The organism is Pseudomonas sp. 3A(2025) (assembly GCF_054589175.1).
In genome coordinates, this window is record NZ_BAAILM010000028.1 from 1 (window position 1) to 21551 (window position 21551).

Below are 21551 nucleotides of genomic sequence, written 5' to 3' on the forward strand. Positions count from 1 at the left end.
TTCGGCCTCGTAAACGCTTCGATTTCAGATGTCCGATTGAAGTGATTACCGAGGTGATGGGTATGTATCATGAGCCCCCCACTTCAATTCAATGACCGTGTTGCACTCGGTTCCTGCAACCGCCAACTCTTTATAAACAGCCTCCCTCACAAGAGCAGATTGAGCGGCTCTTGTGAGGGATTGTAAGAACACATTCACAAATACCCCGACGCCTGAATCTCAATCAAATACTCCGGCCCCACCAACGGCGCGCCCACGCAGGCGCGGGTCGGTGGTGCTTCGGCCGCCCAGGCGTCATAAACCTGGTTCATGGCGGCAAAATCCGCCATATCACTCAGCCAGATCTGCACCCGCGTTACCCGCGCCTTGTTGATGCCAAGCCGTTCAAGCATGGCATCGAGCTGGTGCAGTACGCACCGGGTCTGGGTGCTGATATCAACCTGCGCGCCCGGCTCCAGCGCGACGATGCCGGAGGTTTCGAAGCGCCCGGCGGCGGTGATGATCTGACTGGCGCGAGGGCCGGCGTCGATGCGTTCGATAACGGTCATGCCCTGCCCTCCTAAAACAGTACGTAAGTCTTGCGCAAAGTTTCGCGGATGTCCCAGATGCCTTCGCAGTTTTCCGGAAACAGCACCGCGTCGCCAGCCTTGAGGGTCACAGGTTCCCCGCCATCGGGGGTGAAGATGCACCAGCCGCTGAGGATATGGCTGAACTCGCGGTTTTTCAGGTGCCGGCGGAAGACGCCTGGGCTGCTTTCCCAGATACCGATGCTGGCGCCGACGGCCTCACGGGTCTGGTCCTGTGCAGTACGTGCCTGGGCGATGGGTTCGCCGATCGGCAGGCGGGCCGGGGCCGGTTCGCCCAGTTCGGCGTTGTCGGTGTTACGGATGACAGTCAGCACATTGCTCATGAGCAAGCGTCCTTGAGTTCAGGTGAAAGGCATTAAGCGGCGCATCCTCTACGGAGCGTTTTTGCGTGGACATAATGGCCTCCAGTTATCTTTTTTATGAGGTGCACATTCCCCCGCCGGATGGCCCGAAGGCCGACGGTGTAAAGGGGGTGGGTGAGGTGTAGCGGTGTGTTGTCAGCCGCCGGGCGCACGCGTCAGCAAGCCATCGAGCACCACTTCGCACGCGGCCTTCCATTGCGCGCCCGCTTGTGAATGGTTGAGCAGCGCAAGGCCATTGGCGGTGTAGGTGCCGGGGGTGGCAATGCGCTCGCCCAGGGCCTTGAGGCTTTGTTCGGGCTGCTGTTCGGCGCAGGCCAGGCAGTCTTGCAGGCTGCTGAGCAGCAGTTGCCGGGCCAAGGGTTCAGGCAGGCCTTTTTCAGCCAGCCAGCTTTGCAGGTCATGGAGCAGAAAGTAGAACCAGCCGTTGATGCACGCCGCCACGGTGCCCAGCTCGAACTGCGTGTCATCGGGCAACACGACCAGGCGGCCCAGCAAACCCAACAGTTGCTCGACCTCGGGCGCAGACGGGGTCAGGGCCACAGTGGTCTGGTTGTACTCGGCGGCATACGAGAGCATGCCGCGCACGCAACGTGCAGCGGGAAACAGTTCGGCAAGGCGGTCGCGGTCTTCGCCGGCGACCAGCGACACCAGCCACTGGCCGGGTTTGATCGAGACGTCGCTGGCCAGTGTGGCGAGGTCCGCCGGGCGCACGCCGACGATCAACAGTTCGGCCTGCTCGACCACTTGAGCGTTGCTGTGCAGTTGCGTACAGGCACAGTCGGCGACCAGTGCCTGACCGCGCTCGCGATTGCGCGGCGACAGCAAAATGGCCCCGTCGAAGCCGCCGTTGCGCAGGCCATGCACCACTTTTTCGGTCAGTTCGCCGACGCCCAGAATGCCAATACTTTTCATCTTATACCCTCCTTGGGCCGCTCAGCTTTCCAGCCCGGCGCGGCGCTGGCCCAGGCGCAGGTTGAAGTTGACCCCGAGGCTCAGGAACGGCTCGGGTGGGTTAGCGTTCGGGCCGCCGGACGACAGCAAAAAGTCGATCAGTTCGTCGCGTTCGCCGGCCAGCCAGTCGGCCAGCAAGGTGCCGGTGATGGTGCCGCGGGTGATGCCCAGGCCGTTGCAGCACAGCGCACCATGAATGCGCGGCGCCAGGCTGCCGAAGAACGACTCGTGGTTGCGCGACAGGCACATCGAGCCGCCCCAGGTGTAGTCGAACGGCAGCGCGGACAGCATCGGAAAACGCCGTTCGAACGACACGCGCTGCTGGCGTTCGGCGCGTTCGAGGTACTTTTTCTGGCTGCGCCCGTCAGGGTTGAAGCTGAAGCTGTTGCGCACCAGCAGACGCTGGTCCGGGGTGCGCCGCAGGGTGCTGCCGAACGGGTCGGCAGGAATGATGCCCCAGGTCGGCTTGCCACCCAGTTCGGCCTGCTCGGCGGGCGTCAGCGGGCGGGTCATGCTGGCGTAGGTGAACACCGGCAGCAGACGGCCCTTGAGAAAGCCGAAGTTGGCAGCGAAAGCATTGTTGGTCAGTAGCAGTTGGTCGGCAATGAAGCGGCCCTTGTCGTGGATCAGCGTGACCTTGTCGCTGCCCTGCTCAATGCTGTGGATGCGGGTGTTTTCAAATAATGTGACATTGGCCGGCAGGCTGTCGGCCAGGCCTTTGACCAGTGCAGCCGGTTGCAGCAGATAGGTGCCGGGCGTGTACAGGCCGCGCTTATAAAAACCCGTGCCCACGTGATCGGACATGTCCTGGCCGTCGATCACCTCGTAGGCCTGGCCAAGCTTGTCCAGACCGCTGCGATAGGCCTCCAGCACTGCAATGCCCTTGGGTTCGACGGCGGCCTGGTACTTGCCGGCGGCTTGTAACTGGCAGTCGATGTCGTGTCGGGCAATGAGTTGCTTGAGCAGGCTCTGGGCGCGCAGGTTGAGCTTGAGGCTCATACGCGCCGTGGCCAGGTCGCCGATGTAATCGGGCGCGCCAATGTCGTGCGGCAGGTCGATGGCAAACCCGGAATTGCGCCCAGAAGCGCCAAAACCAACCTGCTGGGCCTCGATGAGCACAATCTGATCATCGGGATAATGCAGGGCGAGTTGTCGAGCGGCGGCAACCCCGGTGAAGCCTGCACCCAGCACCACCCAGCGCGCCGACGTCGTACCTGAGTGCGCGGCACGTACCTGACGCGCCGGACTCAGGTGGAACCAGCCACAACCGTTATCATCTGCCGGGGTTACAGTGCGCTCGAACATGCTCATATCCTGTTATTTTGGCCACTATCGCATTGAGGTGCGGGCGGGCCATATAACAGGCGGGACGAGTCATAGGACATGTGGGATGAGCCCCACCTAGCAGATCTGATAGCTAGGCAAGGCCTTCATACAGGGTGACCCTGAGCACAAAGGCTCCGCTCAAGGTATCCTGTCATGCCCCTGCCAAACCCCGAACCGTTGTGCCGCTACCACTACGATCCGCTGGACCGTCTGGCTGGCTGCTCATCCCTTGAACAAGCAGATACATATTGCTTCTATCGCCTGAACAGGCTGGCCACTGAAATTCAGGGGCATATCCGGACCTCTTGCCTGCGCATCGAAGATCATCATTTGGCTTTATGGCAGCAGGACGCCAACACGAACAAGGGCATACTGGTTGCCACTGACGCACAGGGGTCTGTGATCCATGCATCAAGCACCATGGAACAACAGGCGTTTACCTATATGCCTTACGGCGCACGCGATCCTCTTCACACGCCTTTGCATTGGCCGGGCTTCAACGGCGAACGACGCGATCCTGTGACCGGGCATTATCTGCTCGGCAATGGTTATCGAGCGTTCAATCCAGTGCTGATGCGGTTCAATAGCCCGGACAGTGTGAGTCCGTTTGATAAAGGTGGATTGAATGCGTATGCGTATTGCGTGGGTGATCCGGTTAACCGGGTGGACCCGAGCGGGCGTTTTTTCGAACAGCTTTTTCGCGGGATCTTTGGCAAAAGCAAAACCCTTTACGCGTCAGGGCAGCACATTTCAGAAATAGATCAGGGGCTCTATTTATTTTCAGAAACCGTCGTTAACAAAAAGACGACTTATCTCATTGGGCATGGCGGGTTCCCCCCGACAGAGGGATATTATCCGTTAGTTTCAAAACACTTTGAATATTCTCCACAGCAGATTGCCCATGAACTCAATGTGCGCCCAAGCACAGAGTTTACCGATGAATTCCATCTACTCAACTGTTACTCGGGATCAGGCCGAAACCCCTTTGCCAAGCAGCTTTCGGCGTTATTGAAAAAACCTGTCGTGGGTTACAAAGGCGTTGTGAGTACCACGCTTATTCAGCATTCTTTTCCCTCTTCCCTCATCTGGGGCGTCACCCCTATCGAGGCTGGCATGGTGAAAACCAAAACGGCTTTCATGATTGATACGCACCCCTCTTTGATGCAGAGGCTTGTTGGGTTCAAGTACCGACCTGTGACGTTTGCCAATTACCGGAGAAAAAGCTTGCCCACTTCCCTTTCGCTCAGGGGATACTCGAAGCGTCTACGCCGCCAAAGCATGACTTGATCCTGTGCGCAGCACACTTCATCTCATCCCGGATGAAGTGTGGATACGCCCTTGATTAGCCTCAACCCGTCACGCACGCCTTGGGCTTACGCCCCGCCAATGGAGGCGATAACTCATTGGCTGCACGGTTGGCAGAGGAGACGGGGCTCCCCGTCAAGAGGTATATGGATATATTCACAGGCAAGCCTGTCTGGCACTCAAAGCTTTGAATACATTTACCGTGCCTCGTAGTAATCACCTGATCGGCGGTCATGCACAACTACCTGTCAGATCTGACAGGTAGGCAAGGCCGTCATACAGGGTGACTCTGAGCACAAAGGCTCCGCTCAAGGTATCCGATCATGTCCCTGCCAAAACCCGAACCACTGTGCCGCTACCGCTACGATCCGCTTGATCGTTTAGCCAGCTGTTTGCCACTCGGGCAAGCCGAAACGCGCGGCCTCTATCGCCTGAACAGGCTGACCACTGAAATTCAGGGACAGATCGGCACCTCGTGGTTGCAGGCGCAAGACCAGCTTCTGGCGCAGTGGCAGCAAGATGCAGGCAAGCATGATCGTGTATTGATTGCCACTGACGCACCGGGCTCGGTAATCCATGCCCTTGGCGCCGATCAGTCACGGGCGTTTGGCTATATGCCTTACGGCACACGGACGCCGAAACAAGCGCCCTTGCACCTGCCGGGCTTCAATGGCGAACGGCCGGATCCGGTGACCGGGCATTATTTGCTGGGCAATGGTTATCGAGCGTTCAATCCGGTGCTGATGCGCTTCAACAGCCCGGACAGTTTGAGCCCGTTTGGTGAGGGTGGGTTGAATGCGTATGCCTATTGTGTGGGGGATCCGGTGAATCGAGTGGATCCGAGTGGGCATACCCCATTACCGATCAAGTCTTTTCTTCGCAGGCTAGGTCTCATGAAGAAAGCCCGAAATGTGACGCCGCAGGTGTCTATGCCCACCAGTGCACAGCCCACCAATGCCACAACGTTAGGCACTAATGTCTCCCTATATGACCTTAAAAAAAATGGTCAGTTAACGATGGTGATCGCTGCTCATGGCAATCATCCTTCAGCACTTGGACATCCGTCTCTGGCCATGGGAAACGGGACAATTACCCCTGAGCTGCTGAACTACAAAATATCAAAAGCAGGCGCAAACACTGACAACTACGCCGGTATTGATCTCAGGGTGTGTTATTCGGCAAATGGAGGCGATAACTCATTGGCTGCACGGTTGGCAGAGGAGACGGGGCTTCCCGTTAAAGGGTATATGGATTCAATCATCGTCAAGCCCGGCCCTGAGTACATATTTGACCAGATAAACCAAAAAACCCATCACGTACGGCAACTGCCGAATGGCAAATTCGATCTGCTTTTCCAGCCCATAGTTTATAAAAAAAATATATTCAAAGCGGGAAGAGGCCTGAGTAAAAATTTTTCGTACACGCCAGTCTGGCACTCAAAGCTTTGAATACATTTACCGTGCCTCGTAGTAATCACCTGATCGGCGGTCATGCACAACTACCTGTCAGATCTGACAGGTAGGCAAGGCCGTCATACAGGGTGACTCTGAGCACAAAGGCTCCGCTCAAGGTATCCGGTCATGTCCCTGCCAAAACCCGAACCACTGTGCCGCTACCGCTACGATCCGCTGGACCGTCTGGCTGGCAGTTCTGCCCTTGGGCAAGCCGGTACACGCTGCTTTTACCACCTGAACAGGCTGACCACTGACATTCAGGGACAGATCGGCACCTCTTGGTTGCAGGCGCAAGACCAGCTTCTGGCGCAGTGGCAGCAAGATACAGGCAAGCATGAACATGTATTGATTGCCACTGACGCACCGGGCTCGGTAATTCATGCCCTTGGCGGCGATCAGTCACGGGCGTTCGGCTATATGCCTTACGGTACTCGTATGCCGAAGCAAGCGCCCTTGCACCTGCCAGGCTTCAATAGCGAACGGCTTGATCCGGTGACCGGGCATTATCTATTGGGCAATGGTTATCGGGCGTTCAATCCGGTATTGATGCGGTTCAATAGTCCGGATAGTTTAAGTCCATTTGGCGAGGGTGGGTTGAATGCGTATGGGTATTGTGGAGGGGATCCGGTGAATCGAGTGGATCCGACGGGGAATTTTTTCAAAAAAATCATTGCTTTTTTTGGTTATTCACCGAGCACTGAATTCAAGCTTTTTAAAGGCGGAATGATCAGTTATGAATATATATCTAACGAAGGACTAAAAACGATTGCGTTTCAGGCACACGCTACTAGCGAATTAAGAGAGGGCTATCATGCCTTGATGCTGAATTCTGTACGGCACACGCCACAGGACCTTTATAAAATGGCCGTCGATGCGGGCATTGACTTTAGCCGTTATGACCAGGCCAGCTTAATGGCATGCCTTTCTGCAAGCGGCCAATCCTCACTCGCTCAACAATTTTCAAACCTACTCCAAAAACCAGTAGTGGGTTATAAAGGGCTGTTTTATTCACGTACGTCCACTGATCGAATCATTCAACTTTTACAAAATCGCTCAGAAAAAATAATCAAACACCCTGACGGCACCTACCATTACAAGGGCGTATTAAAACCCATGAAACGTTCAAAACCTGTCACGCTTTACCCCTCTGTTAGCCCCTCCAACAACTCATCACCAAGCAACCTTGCTCGCGACATACGAACCCTAACTTAATGCGGCGAAACGGGCTCTGCCGCGTGTTGCATTCGCTGACTCTATGAAGCGCTGAGACTTTAAGACTGCTGACGCAGCCGATCACGGCTAAAGCCGCTCCTACCGGCCAGGGCCAGTAAAACCGGCGCGCCTGCTGCGTCTGTACCTGCGTCATCGCGGGCAGAGCCCCCTCCCACAAGTCCGCGCAGGACCTTAACCGATCGATTTCAACCCGTCACACACGCATTGGGCTTACGCCCGGCAAACGTATCCACCAGGCTGGAAATCACCATTTCGCCCATGCGTGTACGGGTCTGCACGGTGGCGCTGGCGCGATGCGGTTGCAGCACTACGGTTTCGTTGCTGAACAGTACCTCGGGCACGCGCGGCTCATCCACGAATACATCCAGGCCGGCGCCGGCGATCTTGCCGGCCTTGAGGGCGGCGACCAGGTCGTCTTCGTTGATCAGCTTGCCGCGCGCCACGTTGATCAGGTAGCCCTCATCGCCCAGCGCTTCCAGCACCTGAGCGTCGACGATGGCTTTGCCGCCGTCGGCAGCCGCCGCCAGGATCAGGGCGTCGCTGTCGCGGGCCAGTTCGGTGATGTCGGCAACGAAGCGGTAATCGACATCCGCCAGCGGTTGCAGGTCGGTGTAGCTGATCGGGCAACCGAAGGCCGCCGCACGGGTGGCCACGGCGCGGCCCACACGGCCCAGGCCGACGATGCCGATGCGCATGCCGCTGAATTGCCGGGCCAGTGGCAGCGGCGCCAGCGGTGTCGGGCTGTGCTGCCATTCGCCGCTGCGCACATAGCGGTCGCTGGTGCACAGGCCACGACAGGCGGAGATCAGCAAGCCGATGGCCAGGTCGGCGACGTCTTCGGTGAGCGCCCCGATGGTCGCGGTGACGTGGATGCCCAGGTCGCGGCAGTAGGCAAGGTCAACGGCATCGGTGCCGACGCCGTTGACGGCGACGACTTCAACGCGCGGCAGTTGCGAGAGCACGGCGCGGGTGATCCCGGTGTGGCCGCCGGTGATGACGCCACGGATGTTGGGACCGTGTTCGGCGAGGTAAGCGGCTTTGTCGGTTTGCTGGTAATAGGGGCGGATGACGAACAGTTCTTCGAGGCGCTCGCGAATCTGCGGAATAAGGATCGGGCTGAGCTGCAGGACTTCGGGTTTCATGGATCACCTTTGGGCGAAATCAATAATGGGTAGATGCGATTAACCGCGCCCGACGAAGGGCATCTTGGTAGCCATGACGGTCATGTTCAGGACGTTGGCCGACAGCGGTAGTCCTGCGATGTAGCGCACTGCATCGGCGATGTGCTGGACGTCGACCATCGGTTCGACGGCGATCTGGCCGTTGGCCTGGCGCACGCCACGGGTCATGCGCTCGGACAGTTCGGTCAGGGCGTTGCCGATGTCGATCTGGCTGACGGCGATATCGAATTCACGACCGTCCAGGGCCAGGGCTTTGGTCAGGCCCAGTACGGCGTGTTTGCTGGCGGTGTAAGGCGAGGTGAACGGGCGTGGCGAGTGGGCGGAAATCGAACCGTTGTTGATGATCCGGCCGCCCTGTGGCTGCTGGCGGCGCATCAGGCCGAAGGCCTCGCGGCAGCACAGGAACACGCCGTTGACGTTGGTGGCGATGACGTTATCCCAGGTTTCCAGCGGCAGTTCGTCGATCGGTACGGCAGGGGCGTTGACGCCGGCATTGTTGAAGATCACATCGAGACGGCCGAAGCGTTCTTCGACGGTAGCAAACAGTGCCTTGACGCTGACCGGGTCGCGCACATCGGTGACCACCGGCATGGCCTGCCAGCCTTTGGCGGCGGCTTCTTCGGCGACGCTGAGCAAAGGCTCCAGGCGTCGGCCGGCAAGCACCACGGTGTAGCCGTCTTCCAGCAGGCCGAAGGCGACGGCTTTACCGATGCCACTGCCGGCACCGGTGACCAGGGCGATTTTCGAAGGTTTGTTGGTCATTGTTGTTCTCCTGTTGATGCGCTGTCTGATAGAGCGTTTCAGGCCGCTCGTTGGCCCACGCGAACTTCGATGTTGCCGACCCCTTCAACGCCTGCGCTGATCAGGTCGCCCGGCTCCAGCGCGGCCACGCCTTCAGGGGTGCCGGTCATGATCAGATCGCCCGGCAACAGGGTGACGGTGCGCGACAAGTGGCTGACGATTTCAGCCACCGACCACAGCTGGCTTTCGAGTTGCGAGCGCTGGCGTTCGGTGCCATTGACGCTCAGCCACACGGCGCCGTGCTCAGCATGCCCCTGGCTGCTGACCGGCTGGACCGCAGTGATCGGCGCCGAGCCGTCGAAGGCCTTGGCGCCTTCCCATGGCATGCCGGCCTGTTTGGCGGCGCGCTGCTGGTCGCGGCGGGTCAGATCCAGACCGGCGGCATAGCCCCAGACGTGTTCCAGTGCCTGGCTTTCGGCAATGTCGGCGCCACCCGTACCGATGGCGACCACCAGTTCGATCTCGTGGCAAAACTCATCGGTTTGCACCGGGTAGGCGATTTCGCTGCCGGCTTCGATCACCGAGCTGGCCGGTTTCATGAAAAACAGCGGTACCGTGCGGGCTTGGCCTTGAGCGTCGCTCCAGGGATAGTTGCGGCCCAGGCAGAACACCCGGCTGACCGGAAAACGCTGAGTGCTGCCGACAATCGGCAGGCTGGGCTGCGGGACGGGGGTGAAGACGAAATCATTCATGGTCGGCAAGCTCATTGTTCTTGATGTGGTGTCAGGCTAAAGCGGTCTGCGTCTTTAAAGTTGGACGAAAGCCGCTTTGCCTTGGACTTAACGGGCGACTTAGCGAGTCTGCAGTTGAATCCGGTACAGCCGGCCCAGCAGCAGCGAGTACGACAAGGTGCCCATCAAGGCCACCGCGCCGATGAACCAGAAGGCCAGCGAGAAATTGCCGGTGGACTGCACGATGGCGCCGATCACGATCGGGGTGACGATGCCGCCGATATTGGCCGCCAGGCTGGTGACGCCGCCGGTCAGACCTATCAGCTCCTTGGGCGCGATTTCCGACACCGCTGCCCACGACGACGAGGCGATGCCCTGGGCGAAGAAGGCGATGGTCAGAATCGCGATACACACCACATTGGAGTCGGTGAAATTGACCAGCACGATGGACATGCCCAGCATCGAGCCGACCACCAGCGGCAGCTTGCGGGCAAACGACATGCTGAAGCCGCGGCGGATCAGCAAGTCAGAGATCGCGCCGGCCAGCAGGATGCCGATGGTTGCGCCAATGAACGGCATGATCGCGAAGATGCCGACCTTGATGGTGGTCAACTGGCGCTCTTCGATGAGGTAGGTAGGGAACCAGGTCAGGAAGAAATACAGCGCCGAGGTGCTGGCGAACTTGCCGATGCAGATCGCCCAGACCTGGCGATAGCGAAACAGCTCGGCAATCTGCCGCCAGTTGAATTTGGTGCGTTCCTGGCTGCTTTTGACCAGGCCGCCGCCGTCTTCGATGTACTTGAGTTCTTCTTTGCTGACCTTCTTGCAGCTCAGCGGATCGCGGTACAGAAACAGCCAGACCACGCCGAAAATGATACCGACAGCACCGGTGCTGTAGAACACGTGGCGCCAGTCGTAAGTCGTCGCCAGCCACAGCAGCAGGCCGGTAAACAGCGCGGTGCCCAGGTACTGGCCGCACACGTAGATGCTGCTGGCCATGCCGCGCTCGCGCGCCGGGAACCATACCGTGACCGCACGGCTATTGGCCGGAAATGCCGGCGCTTCCATCGCACCGACGGCCAGGCGCAGGCCGAACAGTGAAGTAAAGCCGTTGGCCAGGCCCTGGCAGACGGTGACCGCCGACCAACTGATCAGCGACACACCGTAGGTCAGCCTTGAACCGAAGCGGTCGGCGACGAAACCGGCCGGTACCAGTGCCAGCGCGTAAGTCCAGGCGAAGGCGGAAAAGATCAGGCCCATCTCGATCTTGTCCAGCCCCAGGTCCTTGGCCATGAAGGGCGCGGCGATGGAGATGTTGACCCGGTCGACGTAGTTGATGATGGTCGCGATCAACAACAGGCTGAGCATGAACCAGCGTCGACGGGTGGGCAGCCGCACGGCAGAGCCTGCGGCTTCATTGGGGACGGCGCTGGTGGCGACAGACGCAGCCTGGGAATTGGGAAGACTCGACATGGATGACCTCTTTGTTTTTGGGATATCGAGGTTTTCAGGCAAAACAGGACCGGCCCTCCCGAGCATGGAAGGCGTGTGCTGTACTGGATCGGATGGGGGTTGAATCAGCCTTTGAGGGGCAGACTCGATGGGCACCTGTCGGGCGGTCTGGTCGAGCGAAGGAGGGTTGTCATTGTGCGAGCACCTTTTGATTATTGTTGGCGATGTCTACTGCGACGCCTATCAAGGTGGTCGTACGACCGCTAAAAATCAACGAACGGGTTAGAACGTTTTTTCACTGAAAACCTGGATGAATCCGGGTTGTCCAAAAAAGCCCGGTTTTTCCAGCGTCTTGGCGCGCGCTGTTAATTCTTGCTAAACCCTTGTGCCAGAGCCTTTTCATGCCGAACGCCGAGGGTTATGGTTTTTGCACGCCTGACTGGAATCGTCCAAACAGGCCCTGACGCAAGTCATCGTACGTCGCTTGCCAGCCGAGGCTGCGCTGGACAGAATCGCTTCAACATCCCTCAGGCCATCCAACAACAAAAGGGAGACCCACATGCAGTCAGCCAGCCGGGTACCGACCTACGGCATGCAGCAGCGCAGTGAACGCGCCGACTTTTACATCCGCGACGAGAAGGCCCGCCGCGCCGAAACGGGGTTGCATCGTCACGAGTATTTCCAGATTCAGGTCAATCTGGGCGGCGACACCGTGCAACACATCGGCAATGTGCAACGGCCCTTTCCGCGCAATGCCCTGGCCTTCATCCTGCCGCACCGCATGCATGTGATCCCGCACCCTGCCGATAACCATTTCATGGTGATCAACTTTTCCCAGACCTTTTTGCTGCCGCATTTGCAGTGCGACCCGATGGACCTGGAAGAAGTGTCGATCATGCTGGCGCCGGAGCTGTCGCCGTTTCGCTTTCAGGAGCACCTGGACTTTATCCTCGAACAGGAGGATTTCGATCAGGTCTGTGCGCTGGTGCGGCAGATGCGCGATCTGGACCCGCAGCGCCAGTTCGGCACCCGCGAGATGATCAAGGGCCTGCTGCTGCAGATGATCGGCAAGGTGTGCATGCTCTACGCCGAGCCGCTCAAGCAACTGGCCGAGAACAACGCCGCCCAGGCCAGCCGCCGCGATGCGTTGACGCGCATGTCGGAATACGTGCGCAAGCACCTGGACGACCCCGAACTGAGCCTGACCAAGGCGGCAGCCGCCACCTACCTGTCACCGACGTACCTGACCCACTGGCTGCGCAAGGAAATCGGCAAGACTTTCAGCGAGCTGGTGCTGGAGCGGCGCATGCACGCGGCGCGCAATTATTTGCTCAACGGCACTAAACCGGTGGGTGAAGTGGCGCGGCTGTGCGGGTTTGCCGATGAAGCGTATTTTTCACGGCGGTTCAGGCAGATTCACGGCTTGCCGCCGGGGCAGTTCAGGCGCCAGCAGCTGGATCTGGAGACGCAGCCGTCGTGAATTTTGCGAATCTAATGCAAGAGGCAACTACTGTCTTTGCCCATGCCGGCCTCTTCGTCGGAATGCCGCCCACAGCAGAGCCTCCTACAACTTAGACCAGCGTCAATCTGTAGGAGATCACCCACCGCCACGGCGCCGCGCTGTCACGCAGCAAATATGGGATCGTAGGAGGGGCCGGTCGGCGTCCCGATCTGCCGGAATGCCGGACCACCGCGATCGGCTGCGCAGCAGTCGTAGATTTGCAGCGTTTCGCAGATTTCTGTGAGCGCTTCGCACTCAATCGCGAGCAGAGCTCCCTCCTACTTCGCGTTCGTCGTTTTCAAGTGTTTGGCACAAAAAATCGGCGAGCCATGTCGATGAAGCGTGGCAGGGCCGGGTTGTCGTTGTCGTCGCGGTAGACCATGTACATGTCGGCCGTCGGCTGGGCGTCGGCCAGCGGGCGAAATTGCAGGTAGCCGATGTACAGCTCACGCGCCGAGGCCGGGACGATGGCGATGCCTAAACCTGCGCGCACCAGGCCGAGAATCGAGTGGGTCTGCTTGAGGTAATACAGGTAGCGCGGCGACACGCCAGCAGCGGCGAACAGGCCGACGATGCAGTCGTAGAAATAGCGACCTTCCTTGGCCGAATACATCACGAACGGGTGGTGTACCAGGTCCTTGACCGACAATTGCGCGCGCTCGGCCAGCGGGTGTCCGGCAGGCATCACCACCATCAGCGGTTCGCGGCTCGCCAGTTGATAACTCCAGCCCAGGCGCGGGTCGGCACTGCGCACAAAACCGATGTCGATCATGTTCGCCGCCAGCGCTTCGGTCTGGTCGCTGGTGACCATCTCGTGCAGTTCAAAACCGATATCGGGCAGCACCTGCCCTGCCCGGCTCAGCAACTCCGGCACCAGGTTGTAGCCGCTGACGGCGGTCAAACCGATCACCAGTTGCCCCGCCTCGCCACTGGCCAGACGCCGGGCGCTGTCGCTGGCCTGTTCGGTGTAGGCCAGCAGATGCTGGGCATCGCGCAAAAAGTGCCGGCCGGCCACGGTCAGGCGCACCTGGCGGTTGCTGCGATCGAGCAACTGCACACCCAGTGAACGCTCCAGCAACTGGATCTGCCGGCTCAGCGGCGGTTGGGTCATGAACAGCCGTTGCGCCGCCCGACCGAAGTGCAACTCTTCGGCGACCATGACGAAACAACGCAGTTGGTGCAGTTCCAAGGGGCCGCTCCACGATTCAATTCTTGTATCGATACATTCACTATGGATGTTAGACGTGAATCGATGTTTTTCCTAGGCTGTCGCCACTCTCAGAGTCCTTTACAACGACAACTCAAAGGAAGGCGACGACGATGACCCAAGATATCCTGCTGACCCAACCCGTCCCGGCGCCCATCGACGCGCGGCTGCTGCACAGCTACAACGTCCACCGTCTGTACCAGGCCGACGATCAGGACGCGCTGCTCAATGCGGTCGGCCCGCGCATTCGCGGCGTGGTCACCGGCGGCGCCAAGGGCTTGTCCAATGCGCTGATGGATCGCCTGCCCAATTTGCAGATCATCGCCATCAGCGGCATCGGCACCGATGCAGTGGACCTCGATCATGCCGCCGAGCGCGGCGTGCGCGTCACCACCACGCCCGGCGTGTTGACCGATGACGTGGCCGACATGGCCATGGGTTTGCTGATCATGACCCTGCGCGACCTGGCCGTCGGCGAGCGCATTGTGCGCACCGGCCTGTGGGGCAAGGTCAATCAGCCGCTGGCGCGCAAGGTCAGCGGCACGCGCATCGGCATCGTCGGCCTGGGTCAGGTCGGCCATGCGATTGCCCGCCGTGCGCAGGCCTTCGGCATGAGCATTCAGTACAACGATTTGCGCGAGCAGCCGCAGACCGGCTACCGCTTTTTCGCCGACTTGCTGGAGCTGGCGCGCAACAGCGATGCACTGATGCTGGCCGCCTCCGCCGATCAGGGCCGGGCGATCATTACCGCACCGGTGCTGGAGGCGCTGGGGCCGCAGGGGTATTTCATCAACGTGGCACGCGGCAAGCTGGTCGATGAAGACGCGCTGATCGCCGCCTTGCAGAACGGCACCATCGCCGGCGCCGGGCTGGATGTGTTCGCCAACGAACCCCATGTGCCCGAAGCGCTGCGCGCACTGGACAACGTGGTGCTGCAACCGCACCGCGCCAGCGCCACCGAGCAGACGCGCCTGGCCATGGGCGAGATCGTCCTGTCGCACTTGCAGGCCTGCTTCGCCGAAGCGCAACGCAAGGTGGCCATTCCGGCCTGATTCGCTTGTGAATGGCGGCGTCTGCTTCCCGGCTAAAGCCGGTCCTACGGGCATAGCACACAACGCGGACTTAGCCATTCGCTTTCTCCTTCCAAGAACAACATTGGCCCCGATGAGGGCCAGCGGAGAGCACCATGAATAGCAAAACTGCGCCGATGGACGCGGCGGTGGCCGAGGCTCGTGTCGGCCGTCATCGTTTCGTGATTCTTGCACTGATTTTTGTCGTCACCGTCCTCAACTATGCCGACCGCGCCACCATGTCGATTGCCGGCACCGAGGTGGTCAAAGAGCTGGGCCTGGATCCGATGATGCTCGGCATGATCTTTTCGGCCTTCGCCTGGGCCTACGCGCTGGGGCAGATTCCCGGCGGCTGGTTGCTCGACCGTTTCGGCGCGCGCCGGGTGTACGGTTGCAGCCTGTTCTTGTGGTCGGTGTTCACCATGCTGCAAGGCACGGTGGGCTGGATCGGTCTGGTCGGCTCGACCGCCGCCGTAGCGCTGTTCGGCATGCGTTTTATGCTCGGGCTGGTGGAGTCGCCGGCCTTCCCGGCCAACAACCGCATCGTCTCCAGCTGGTTTCCGACCAAGGAACGCGGCACCGCCTCGGCACTATTCAACTCGGCGCAGTACATGGCCGTGGTGGTGTTCGCGCCGCTGATGGCCTGGCTGACCCACAGCATGGGTTGGGAACATGTGTTCCTGTGGATGGGCGGGCTGGGCATCGTCGCCACCTTCTTCTGGTTCGCGCTGTATCACGATCCGGTCAGCCACCCGCGTTTGGGCAAGGCAGAAATGGAGTACCTGCGCGAAGGCGGCGCACTGGTCGATCTGGAATCAAAACGCAAAAGCGAAAAACCCAAGACCCAATGGCGTGAAGTCGCACAATTGTTCACCAGCCGCACCTTGTGGGGCGTGTACCTGGGCCAGTATTGCATCACCGCACTGACTTACTTTTTCATCACCTGGTTTCCGATCTACCTGATCAAGGGCCGCGGCATGACCATCATGGAAGCCGGCTGGGTCGCGGCTTTGCCTGCGATCTGCGGCTTCTCCGGTGGCGTGCTGGGCGGCGTGGTCTCGGACTGGCTGATCCGTCGCGGCGTGCATCCGTCACGGGCGCGCAAGACACCGTTCGTGATCGGCATGGCGCTGTCGGCCACCCTGGTGTCGGCCAACTATGTGGACGCCAACTGGATGGTGATTGCGCTGATGGCCCTGGCCTTCTTCGGCAAAGGCCTGGCAGCGGTCGGCTGGGCCGTGCTGTCAGACACCGCACCGCAAGGCATGGTCGGCCTGAGCGGCGGCGTGTTCAACGGCATCGGCAATACCGCAGGGATTATCACGCCCGTGGTCATCGGCTACTTCGTGGCCACCACCGGCTCGTTCAACTCGGCGCTGTGGTTTGTGGCGGCACACGGATTGGTCGCGATCTTTGCCTACACCGTGCTGGCCGGGAGGTTTGAGCGGGTGGTGATTCGTAAGCCAGAATGACCTAATCGGTCTTTTGAAAGAGAAACCCCGGGAGGCTTGCCCCCGGGGTTTTACGTTGTGCTGCCGTGCTTGACCGGGCTCAGAGGGACCGACCAGATGCCATAAACGGTTCTGCTGGCTTTACCGTCAACTCAACGCCCAAGGCCAGCATCAGCTTCTGAATCGTGTCGAAACGCGTTTTCTCGCCACCCTTGAGCGTCTTGTAAAGGCTCTCCCGGTTAACGCCTGCATCCTGAGCGAGCTGGTTAACACCCCGGGCTTTGGCCACTTCGGCCATGGCGTGCATCAGAATTTGTGGGTCATGGGCCTTCAGGGCTTCTGACAGAAATGCGGCGATGGCTTCAGGGTTATCAAGGAACCGGGAAGCTTCAAAACGCTTGGTGCCGCTCAAGTCCAGATCGAGGATTGGCATGTCTTCGTGATTGAAATTGTTGCTCATCGTTTTTTACCTCTCAAAGCGTCGAGAATTTCTTTCGCTCGCTTGATGCCTCTGTCCTGGTCGGTTTTATCACTGCCGTTAAGAATCAGGTAACGGGTCTGACCCGTTCGTACATAGTAGATGCGATATCCGGGACCAACGAACACGCGCATTTCACTTACACCATCGCCTACTCACTCAGTGTCGCCAAAATTTCCACCTTCTGCACGGATGATCCGTCCGCTGACAGCACCTTTGCCTATCGGGTCTTTAACCCTGTCAAGCCAGTCATCAAATTCAGGCGTTGTGTTAATTTCATTCGTCATGCGCAGAATGTAGCCTACTGGCTACTCCTTGTCGACGTGCAGCTCATTCCCCTCGCGGCATAAACTTCGACAGCCCCATTTGCATGCGCCAGGAGCTCGTCTTACAGTTTGCTTGCCATTGGATGAATGCGCACCTCTCATCCAGTGCCATGACATAGGAGTAACGACCATGAAAATCGATGAAGACAAGATCGACGACACCGTCCTTGCCCTGCTCTACCTGACCCTGCACGACGAGAACCGTGCCTGGAAAAACCATGACTGGCAGGCCACTGGTCGGCTGCATGAAAAGGGCCTGATCTGGGACCCGGTCGGCAAGGCCAAGTCCGTCGCGCTCACGCCGGAAGGTCTTGAACGTTCGAAGCGCCTGTTCCACGAGATGTTCGGAAAGCCCGATTAAGCATTCGCAGGATTGATGACTTGCCGCTGGCCGGCCTTTTGCTTTATCTAGAGCCATCGATAGACGCGAGCCGGTCACCGTGAAATTTCACCAAATAAAAGCGCTGGTCGCGATCAACCAGTGCGGCAGTATCAATGAGGCCTCGCAGAGGCTGCATGTGACCCAGCCCGCACTGAGCCGCTCGATCAAGGATCTGGAGCGTGAGCTGGGGCTGACCTTGTTGCAGCGAACCTACAAGGGCATGTCGCTGACCGAGGAAGGTCGACGTATCATTCGCCACGCCCACATGGCGGTCGAGAGCATGCGCCGGCTGCAGATCGAGGCCGACAATATTCACGATACGGCGGTCGGCGAGGTGGCCATCGGCGTCACGTCGCTGACGGCGATGCTGCCGGGGTTCGAGCGCTGCATCAGTGATTTCCAGGCGAAAAACCCACGGGTACGGATCAAGCTCATCGAGCAGCGCCCCAGCCATATTCTCCAGCGCCTGCGCGATGGCACGCTGGACTTTGCCCTCACCTCGCAGCAGAACACCCAGCGCCTGAATCTGGATTGGGAAGCCCTGCATCGCATCGAAGGCCGTGTGGTGTGCAGCCTTGATAATCCGCTGCGTCACGCACGCTCGCTGCGCCAGTTGCAGTACGCCAACTGGATCAGCCTGGATGAGGTCGATGATCGTTCTTCGCAGTTTCACCAGATGTTCGATGTCAACGATATCCACCCGCCGCAGAAAGTCATCGAGTGTGCGTCCTTGCTGCTGGCCTTGCGCCTGATCACCAATGCCGATGCGTTCATGACCTTGAGCAACCTGGCAACCGGCAATAACCTGCTGCCAGGACTCACGCCGGAGCTGGCCTGGGTAGAAGTCGAAGAAATCATTCCCGAGTACCCGATCTACCTGGTCTGCATCGACCGCCACGCCCTGACCTCCTCGGCCCGGGATCTGTTCTACAGCCTCAAATCCAGGCTGGCGGCAGAGTCGCTGGCCGAGCGTGCCGGTCAGAAGTGGTAGTACATGCCAATGGCCAGGTTCTGCGGGTCGTCGCCCGTTTGCTCAAGCGGGATACCGGCATAGCTGATGGCTGAATCGGGGCGATTGCTGATCATCGCGATGCGGCCATAAATGGCCCAGTTGGGTCGCAGGAAGTGGTCATAGCCGAGCATCACGCCGAACGCATCCTTGTCATCGGCGTCGACACTGCGCCTGACCAGCGCCAGGCGTGCGACGTCCGCCTTGCCGACCGGTGCCGACAGGCCAAAGGTCAGTGCGCTCATGCTCGGTGTGGCGTGGTAGTCCACATCCTGGCGCTGCCAGGTCAGGCTGGCGGCCAGCGGCCCGAAGTCATGAAACACCGACGCGCTCTTGAAATGGTTGTGGGTCTGGCGCTGGCGATTGCCGTCTGTCCATGGGTCGCTGAGGTAGTCATTGAACGAACCCAGCACGATCCACCGGGCATTGCTGTACTGCACACTCAGGCCTTTGCCACGCAAAGTTCTGCCCGCGCTGGCGGTGTCGTTCAGGCCGAAACTCAACGCGCTGCCCAGACTGAAACCGCCGAATTTCGGGGTGGTGTAGGCCAGCGTGTGCTTGGGCCGCATATCCAGATAAAAGGCGCCGGGCCCGCCAGGCGGGGCGGTCAGGTAGGTGTAGAGCGAGCCATAGGTGGCCAGGAACGGATCGGCAAAGGTGGGCGTGCCCATGCCGTAGGTTTTGCCGAACTCCACTTTGCCGTAGTGACGCGAGCGCAATGCCGCGACCGCCAGGCGTAACGTACCGACCTGCTTCCAGTGTGCATCCAGCGCCTGACCATTGAGGTTGAAGCCCTCTTCGACATCCACCTCAAGGACCGTGTCCGCATCGAGCGCCTTGCGCATGTACAGCCCCAGCTTGTTGGTCCAGGCGCCGCCGCCGACGACCTTGAACCCCGAGTAGTGCCCGGAATCCTGATAGTTCACGAAGGCATCGACGGTGCCATACAACCTGAGCTTATCGTCATAGCCTTTGTCGACGTTGTAGTAACCAAACCCCGACGCCACCCGCGCCAGGCCAGGAAACCCTTCAGCCTGGCTGGCAGCCGGCAGGCCGAACCCGACCAACAGGGCGACCAGTGATGATGATTTGCCCATTGCACACGCTCCATTAACCGGATGGCTGAGGGTTTGCAGGCTGTATGAAAATAAAACGGGCTGGAAATCGTCAATTTTGCAGTGCTATGCCGTTTGGTTAATTTGCTGCGCGTAATGGCCGGTTCAAGGCAGATGAATTCGTTGGAAACGGCAAGAAAACGCGCTTAACGCCTGTTCAATCCAGAAATCGTTGGTGGTTTTTGTCTCCGATGGGTGCACAGCGCACCTCGGCAGAAAGCGCCCGCACTGTGTTGGAGCGCTGGCACGGGCCTGAGCGCCAGCAAATTAACGATTGGTAAATTGCCTGCAAAAAGCGCAAGTGATTCATCCCGAGAGTTGCCCGATAGTTCGTCTCGACAACACGAACGACTCGGAGAGAGCCCCATGACCACCCTGCACCCGGATACCTCCCTGGCCCATGGCACCCCAAGGCTCGACAGTCCCGCTGTCGGCTCGAGAAAAGCGACCGTGGCCTGCGCGCTGGGCAATGCCCTGGAGATGTACGACTTCACCATCTACAGCTTTTTTGCCGTAGTGATCGCCAAGAACTTTTTTCCGGCGCAGTCCCCGGTCGCCTCGTTGTTGATGTCGCTGACCGCCTTTGGCGTAGGGTTTCTGATGCGGCCGATCGGTGCCGTGGTGATCGGCCGTTTCGCGGACCGCAAAGGTCGCAAGGCTGCCCTGACGCTGACCATTTTCCTGATGACCCTGGGCACCGCATTGATCGCCTTCGCCCCGACTTATCAGCAGGCCGGGGTGCTGGGGACGGTGCTGTTAGTCATCGGCCGCCTGACCCAGGGGTTTTCTGCCGGTGGTGAGATCGGCACCGCCTCGGTATTGATGATGGAGTCGGCCTCGACCCGTAACCGTTGCCGCAGTGTCAGCTGGCAAGCGGCCAGCCAAGGCTACGCGGCGCTGGTCGGTGCCGGCATCGGCCTGCTGCTGAGCAGTGTCATGAGTACGCCTGATCTTGAAGACTGGGGCTGGCGCATTCCGTTCGTGATCGGCCTGCTGATCGGCCCGGTCGGTTGGTACATCCGCCGCTGCCTGCCGGAAACCCTTGAGCAGGCTGCGCCCGCTGCACTGCCGTCAGCCGCTGCCAGGCCGCACTGGCGCAAAGTGATCGACCTGCGCAATACCGTTCTGGCCACCGGCCTGATGGCCAGCGCGACCATCGGCATGTACCTGTTCATTTTCTATATGCCGTCGTATCTGGTCACCACCCTGCACTATCCGCAGCGCAGCGCCCTGGCGATTGCCTGCGTGGCAGCCGCATGCCTGGCCGTCATCACGCCGATTGCCGGACGTTATGCCGACCGCCACGGCCTGCGCAAAAAGTTGCTGGTGTGGACGATTACGTTTCCCGTCATTGCCGCGTGGCCGGCCTTGTGGCTGTTGTCGCAGACCACTGACCTGTACGCGGCGATGCTGATCGTGGCGCTGCTGGTGTTGCCCGGCTGCATCGGCTCCGGGGCGTTTTTCGCCATGATCATGGAAGGCTTCGACAAATCGCAGCGGGCCCTTGGCACCTCGGTCAGCTACAGCTTTGGCGTGACCCTGTTCGGCGGTTTTTCTCCCCTGATCGCGACATGGCTGACCGCAACCCTCAACGATCCCGTAGCGCCCGCCTTTTACCTGTTGGCCGGCGGGGTGATCAGCCTGACCTGCCTGAAGTTGTTTCCAGAAAATATCGGGAGAGCCTGAACC

Annotated in this window: 20 protein-coding genes and 1 pseudogene; 9 read left to right on the forward strand and 12 right to left on the reverse strand. The window is 59.7% G+C overall.

The genetic code is table 11. The annotated features are described in order from the left end of the window. Nucleotides 1–194: 194 nt before the first annotated feature. The 4 genes from ACYP2A_RS10655 to ACYP2A_RS10670 form a co-directional block, all read right to left on the reverse strand. Nucleotides 195–548, reverse strand: a complete 354-nt coding sequence (locus ACYP2A_RS10655; protein WP_459744959.1) for a RidA family protein — start codon at nt 546–548, stop codon at nt 195–197. Nucleotides 549–559: 11 nt separating this feature from the next. Further along, complete coding sequence (locus ACYP2A_RS10660) at nt 560–910, reverse strand: cupin domain-containing protein (protein WP_459744960.1); 351 nt, start codon at nt 908–910, stop codon at nt 560–562. A 174-nt stretch (nt 911–1084) separates the two neighbouring features. Beyond that, nucleotides 1085–1861: an NAD(P)-binding domain-containing protein gene (locus tag ACYP2A_RS10665; protein WP_459744961.1), complete on the reverse strand. Its 777-nt coding sequence runs from the start codon at nt 1859–1861 to the stop codon at nt 1085–1087. A gap of 21 nt (nt 1862–1882) precedes the next feature. Then, nucleotides 1883–3205 (reverse strand): NAD(P)/FAD-dependent oxidoreductase, encoded by a 1323-nt coding sequence (locus ACYP2A_RS10670; RefSeq protein ID WP_459744962.1) that lies wholly within the window; start codon nt 3203–3205, stop codon nt 1883–1885. Between the two features lie 174 nt (nt 3206–3379). On the opposite strand from ACYP2A_RS10670, the gene ACYP2A_RS10675 reads away from it, so the two are divergent. From ACYP2A_RS10675 to ACYP2A_RS10685, 3 genes are all read left to right on the forward strand, one after another. After that, on the forward strand, nt 3380–4513 hold the full coding sequence (locus ACYP2A_RS10675) for an RHS repeat-associated core domain-containing protein (RefSeq protein ID WP_459744963.1): 1134 nt from the start codon (nt 3380–3382) through the stop codon (nt 4511–4513). Between the two features lie 341 nt (nt 4514–4854). Beyond that, nucleotides 4855–5979 (forward strand): RHS repeat-associated core domain-containing protein, encoded by a 1125-nt coding sequence (locus tag ACYP2A_RS10680; protein WP_459744964.1) that lies wholly within the window; start codon nt 4855–4857, stop codon nt 5977–5979. 132 nt (nt 5980–6111) lie between these two features. Continuing rightward, nucleotides 6112–7197, forward strand: coding sequence for an RHS repeat-associated core domain-containing protein (locus tag ACYP2A_RS10685; protein ID WP_459744965.1), 1086 nt, complete (start codon nt 6112–6114; stop codon nt 7195–7197). A gap of 206 nt (nt 7198–7403) precedes the next feature. On the opposite strand, the gene ACYP2A_RS10690 is transcribed toward ACYP2A_RS10685, so the two are convergent. The 4 genes from ACYP2A_RS10690 to ACYP2A_RS10705 form a co-directional block, all read right to left on the reverse strand. Beyond that, nucleotides 7404–8360, reverse strand: a complete 957-nt coding sequence (locus ACYP2A_RS10690; RefSeq protein WP_459744966.1) for a 2-hydroxyacid dehydrogenase — start codon at nt 8358–8360, stop codon at nt 7404–7406. A 39-nt stretch (nt 8361–8399) separates the two neighbouring features. Then, on the reverse strand, nt 8400–9161 hold the full coding sequence (locus ACYP2A_RS10695; protein WP_459744967.1) for an SDR family oxidoreductase: 762 nt from the start codon (nt 9159–9161) through the stop codon (nt 8400–8402). Nucleotides 9162–9199: 38 nt separating this feature from the next. Then, the gene (locus ACYP2A_RS10700) at nt 9200–9892 is read right to left on the reverse strand and encodes a fumarylacetoacetate hydrolase family protein (RefSeq protein WP_459744968.1); all 693 of its coding nucleotides are present in this window, start codon (nt 9890–9892) and stop codon (nt 9200–9202) included. A 99-nt stretch (nt 9893–9991) separates the two neighbouring features. Next, nucleotides 9992–11344, reverse strand: a complete 1353-nt coding sequence (locus tag ACYP2A_RS10705; RefSeq protein WP_459744969.1) for an MFS transporter — start codon at nt 11342–11344, stop codon at nt 9992–9994. Nucleotides 11345–11882: 538 nt separating this feature from the next. Here ACYP2A_RS10705 and ACYP2A_RS10710 point away from each other — a divergent pair. After that, nucleotides 11883–12803, forward strand: coding sequence for a helix-turn-helix transcriptional regulator (locus ACYP2A_RS10710; protein WP_459744970.1), 921 nt, complete (start codon nt 11883–11885; stop codon nt 12801–12803). A gap of 319 nt (nt 12804–13122) precedes the next feature. On the opposite strand, the gene ACYP2A_RS10715 is transcribed toward ACYP2A_RS10710, so the two are convergent. Then, nucleotides 13123–14013 carry a LysR family transcriptional regulator gene (locus ACYP2A_RS10715; protein WP_459744971.1) on the reverse strand — a complete coding sequence of 297 codons (891 nt, stop codon included), beginning with the start codon at nt 14011–14013 and terminating at the stop codon, nt 13123–13125. Between the two features lie 131 nt (nt 14014–14144). On the opposite strand from ACYP2A_RS10715, the gene ACYP2A_RS10720 reads away from it, so the two are divergent. Continuing rightward, a complete protein-coding gene (locus ACYP2A_RS10720; protein ID WP_459744972.1) occupies nt 14145–15083 on the forward strand; it encodes a 2-hydroxyacid dehydrogenase in 939 nt (312 codons plus the stop codon). A 134-nt stretch (nt 15084–15217) separates the two neighbouring features. Further along, nucleotides 15218–16573 (forward strand): MFS transporter, encoded by a 1356-nt coding sequence (locus tag ACYP2A_RS10725; RefSeq protein ID WP_459744973.1) that lies wholly within the window; start codon nt 15218–15220, stop codon nt 16571–16573. Between the two features lie 79 nt (nt 16574–16652). Here the strand turns inward: ACYP2A_RS10725 and ACYP2A_RS10730 are convergent, their stop codons facing one another. Next, nucleotides 16653–17012: an addiction module antidote protein gene (locus tag ACYP2A_RS10730; RefSeq protein WP_459744974.1), complete on the reverse strand. Its 360-nt coding sequence runs from the start codon at nt 17010–17012 to the stop codon at nt 16653–16655. Further along, a pseudogene (locus ACYP2A_RS10735) lies at nt 17009–17317 on the reverse strand (type II toxin-antitoxin system RelE/ParE family toxin). The gene ACYP2A_RS10730 and the pseudogene ACYP2A_RS10735 overlap by 4 nt, the downstream one beginning before the upstream one ends. Nucleotides 17318–17486: 169 nt before the next feature. Here ACYP2A_RS10735 and ACYP2A_RS10740 point away from each other — a divergent pair. Then, a complete protein-coding gene (locus tag ACYP2A_RS10740; RefSeq protein WP_459744975.1) occupies nt 17487–17717 on the forward strand; it encodes a DUF6429 family protein in 231 nt (76 codons plus the stop codon). A 79-nt stretch (nt 17718–17796) separates the two neighbouring features. Next, the gene (locus ACYP2A_RS10745; RefSeq protein ID WP_459744976.1) at nt 17797–18729 is read left to right on the forward strand and encodes a LysR family transcriptional regulator; all 933 of its coding nucleotides are present in this window, start codon (nt 17797–17799) and stop codon (nt 18727–18729) included. Here the strand turns inward: ACYP2A_RS10745 and ACYP2A_RS10750 are convergent. After that, on the reverse strand, nt 18717–19844 hold the full coding sequence (locus ACYP2A_RS10750) for a porin (RefSeq protein WP_459744977.1): 1128 nt from the start codon (nt 19842–19844) through the stop codon (nt 18717–18719). The two genes, ACYP2A_RS10745 and ACYP2A_RS10750, sit on opposite strands and share 13 nt — an antisense overlap. 384 nt (nt 19845–20228) lie before the next feature. Here ACYP2A_RS10750 and ACYP2A_RS10755 point away from each other — a divergent pair, with 384 nt between their 5' ends. After that, entirely contained in the window at nt 20229–21548 is a 1320-nt protein-coding gene (locus ACYP2A_RS10755) for an MFS transporter (protein WP_459744978.1), read from the forward strand. Nucleotides 21549–21551: the final 3 nt, after the last annotated feature.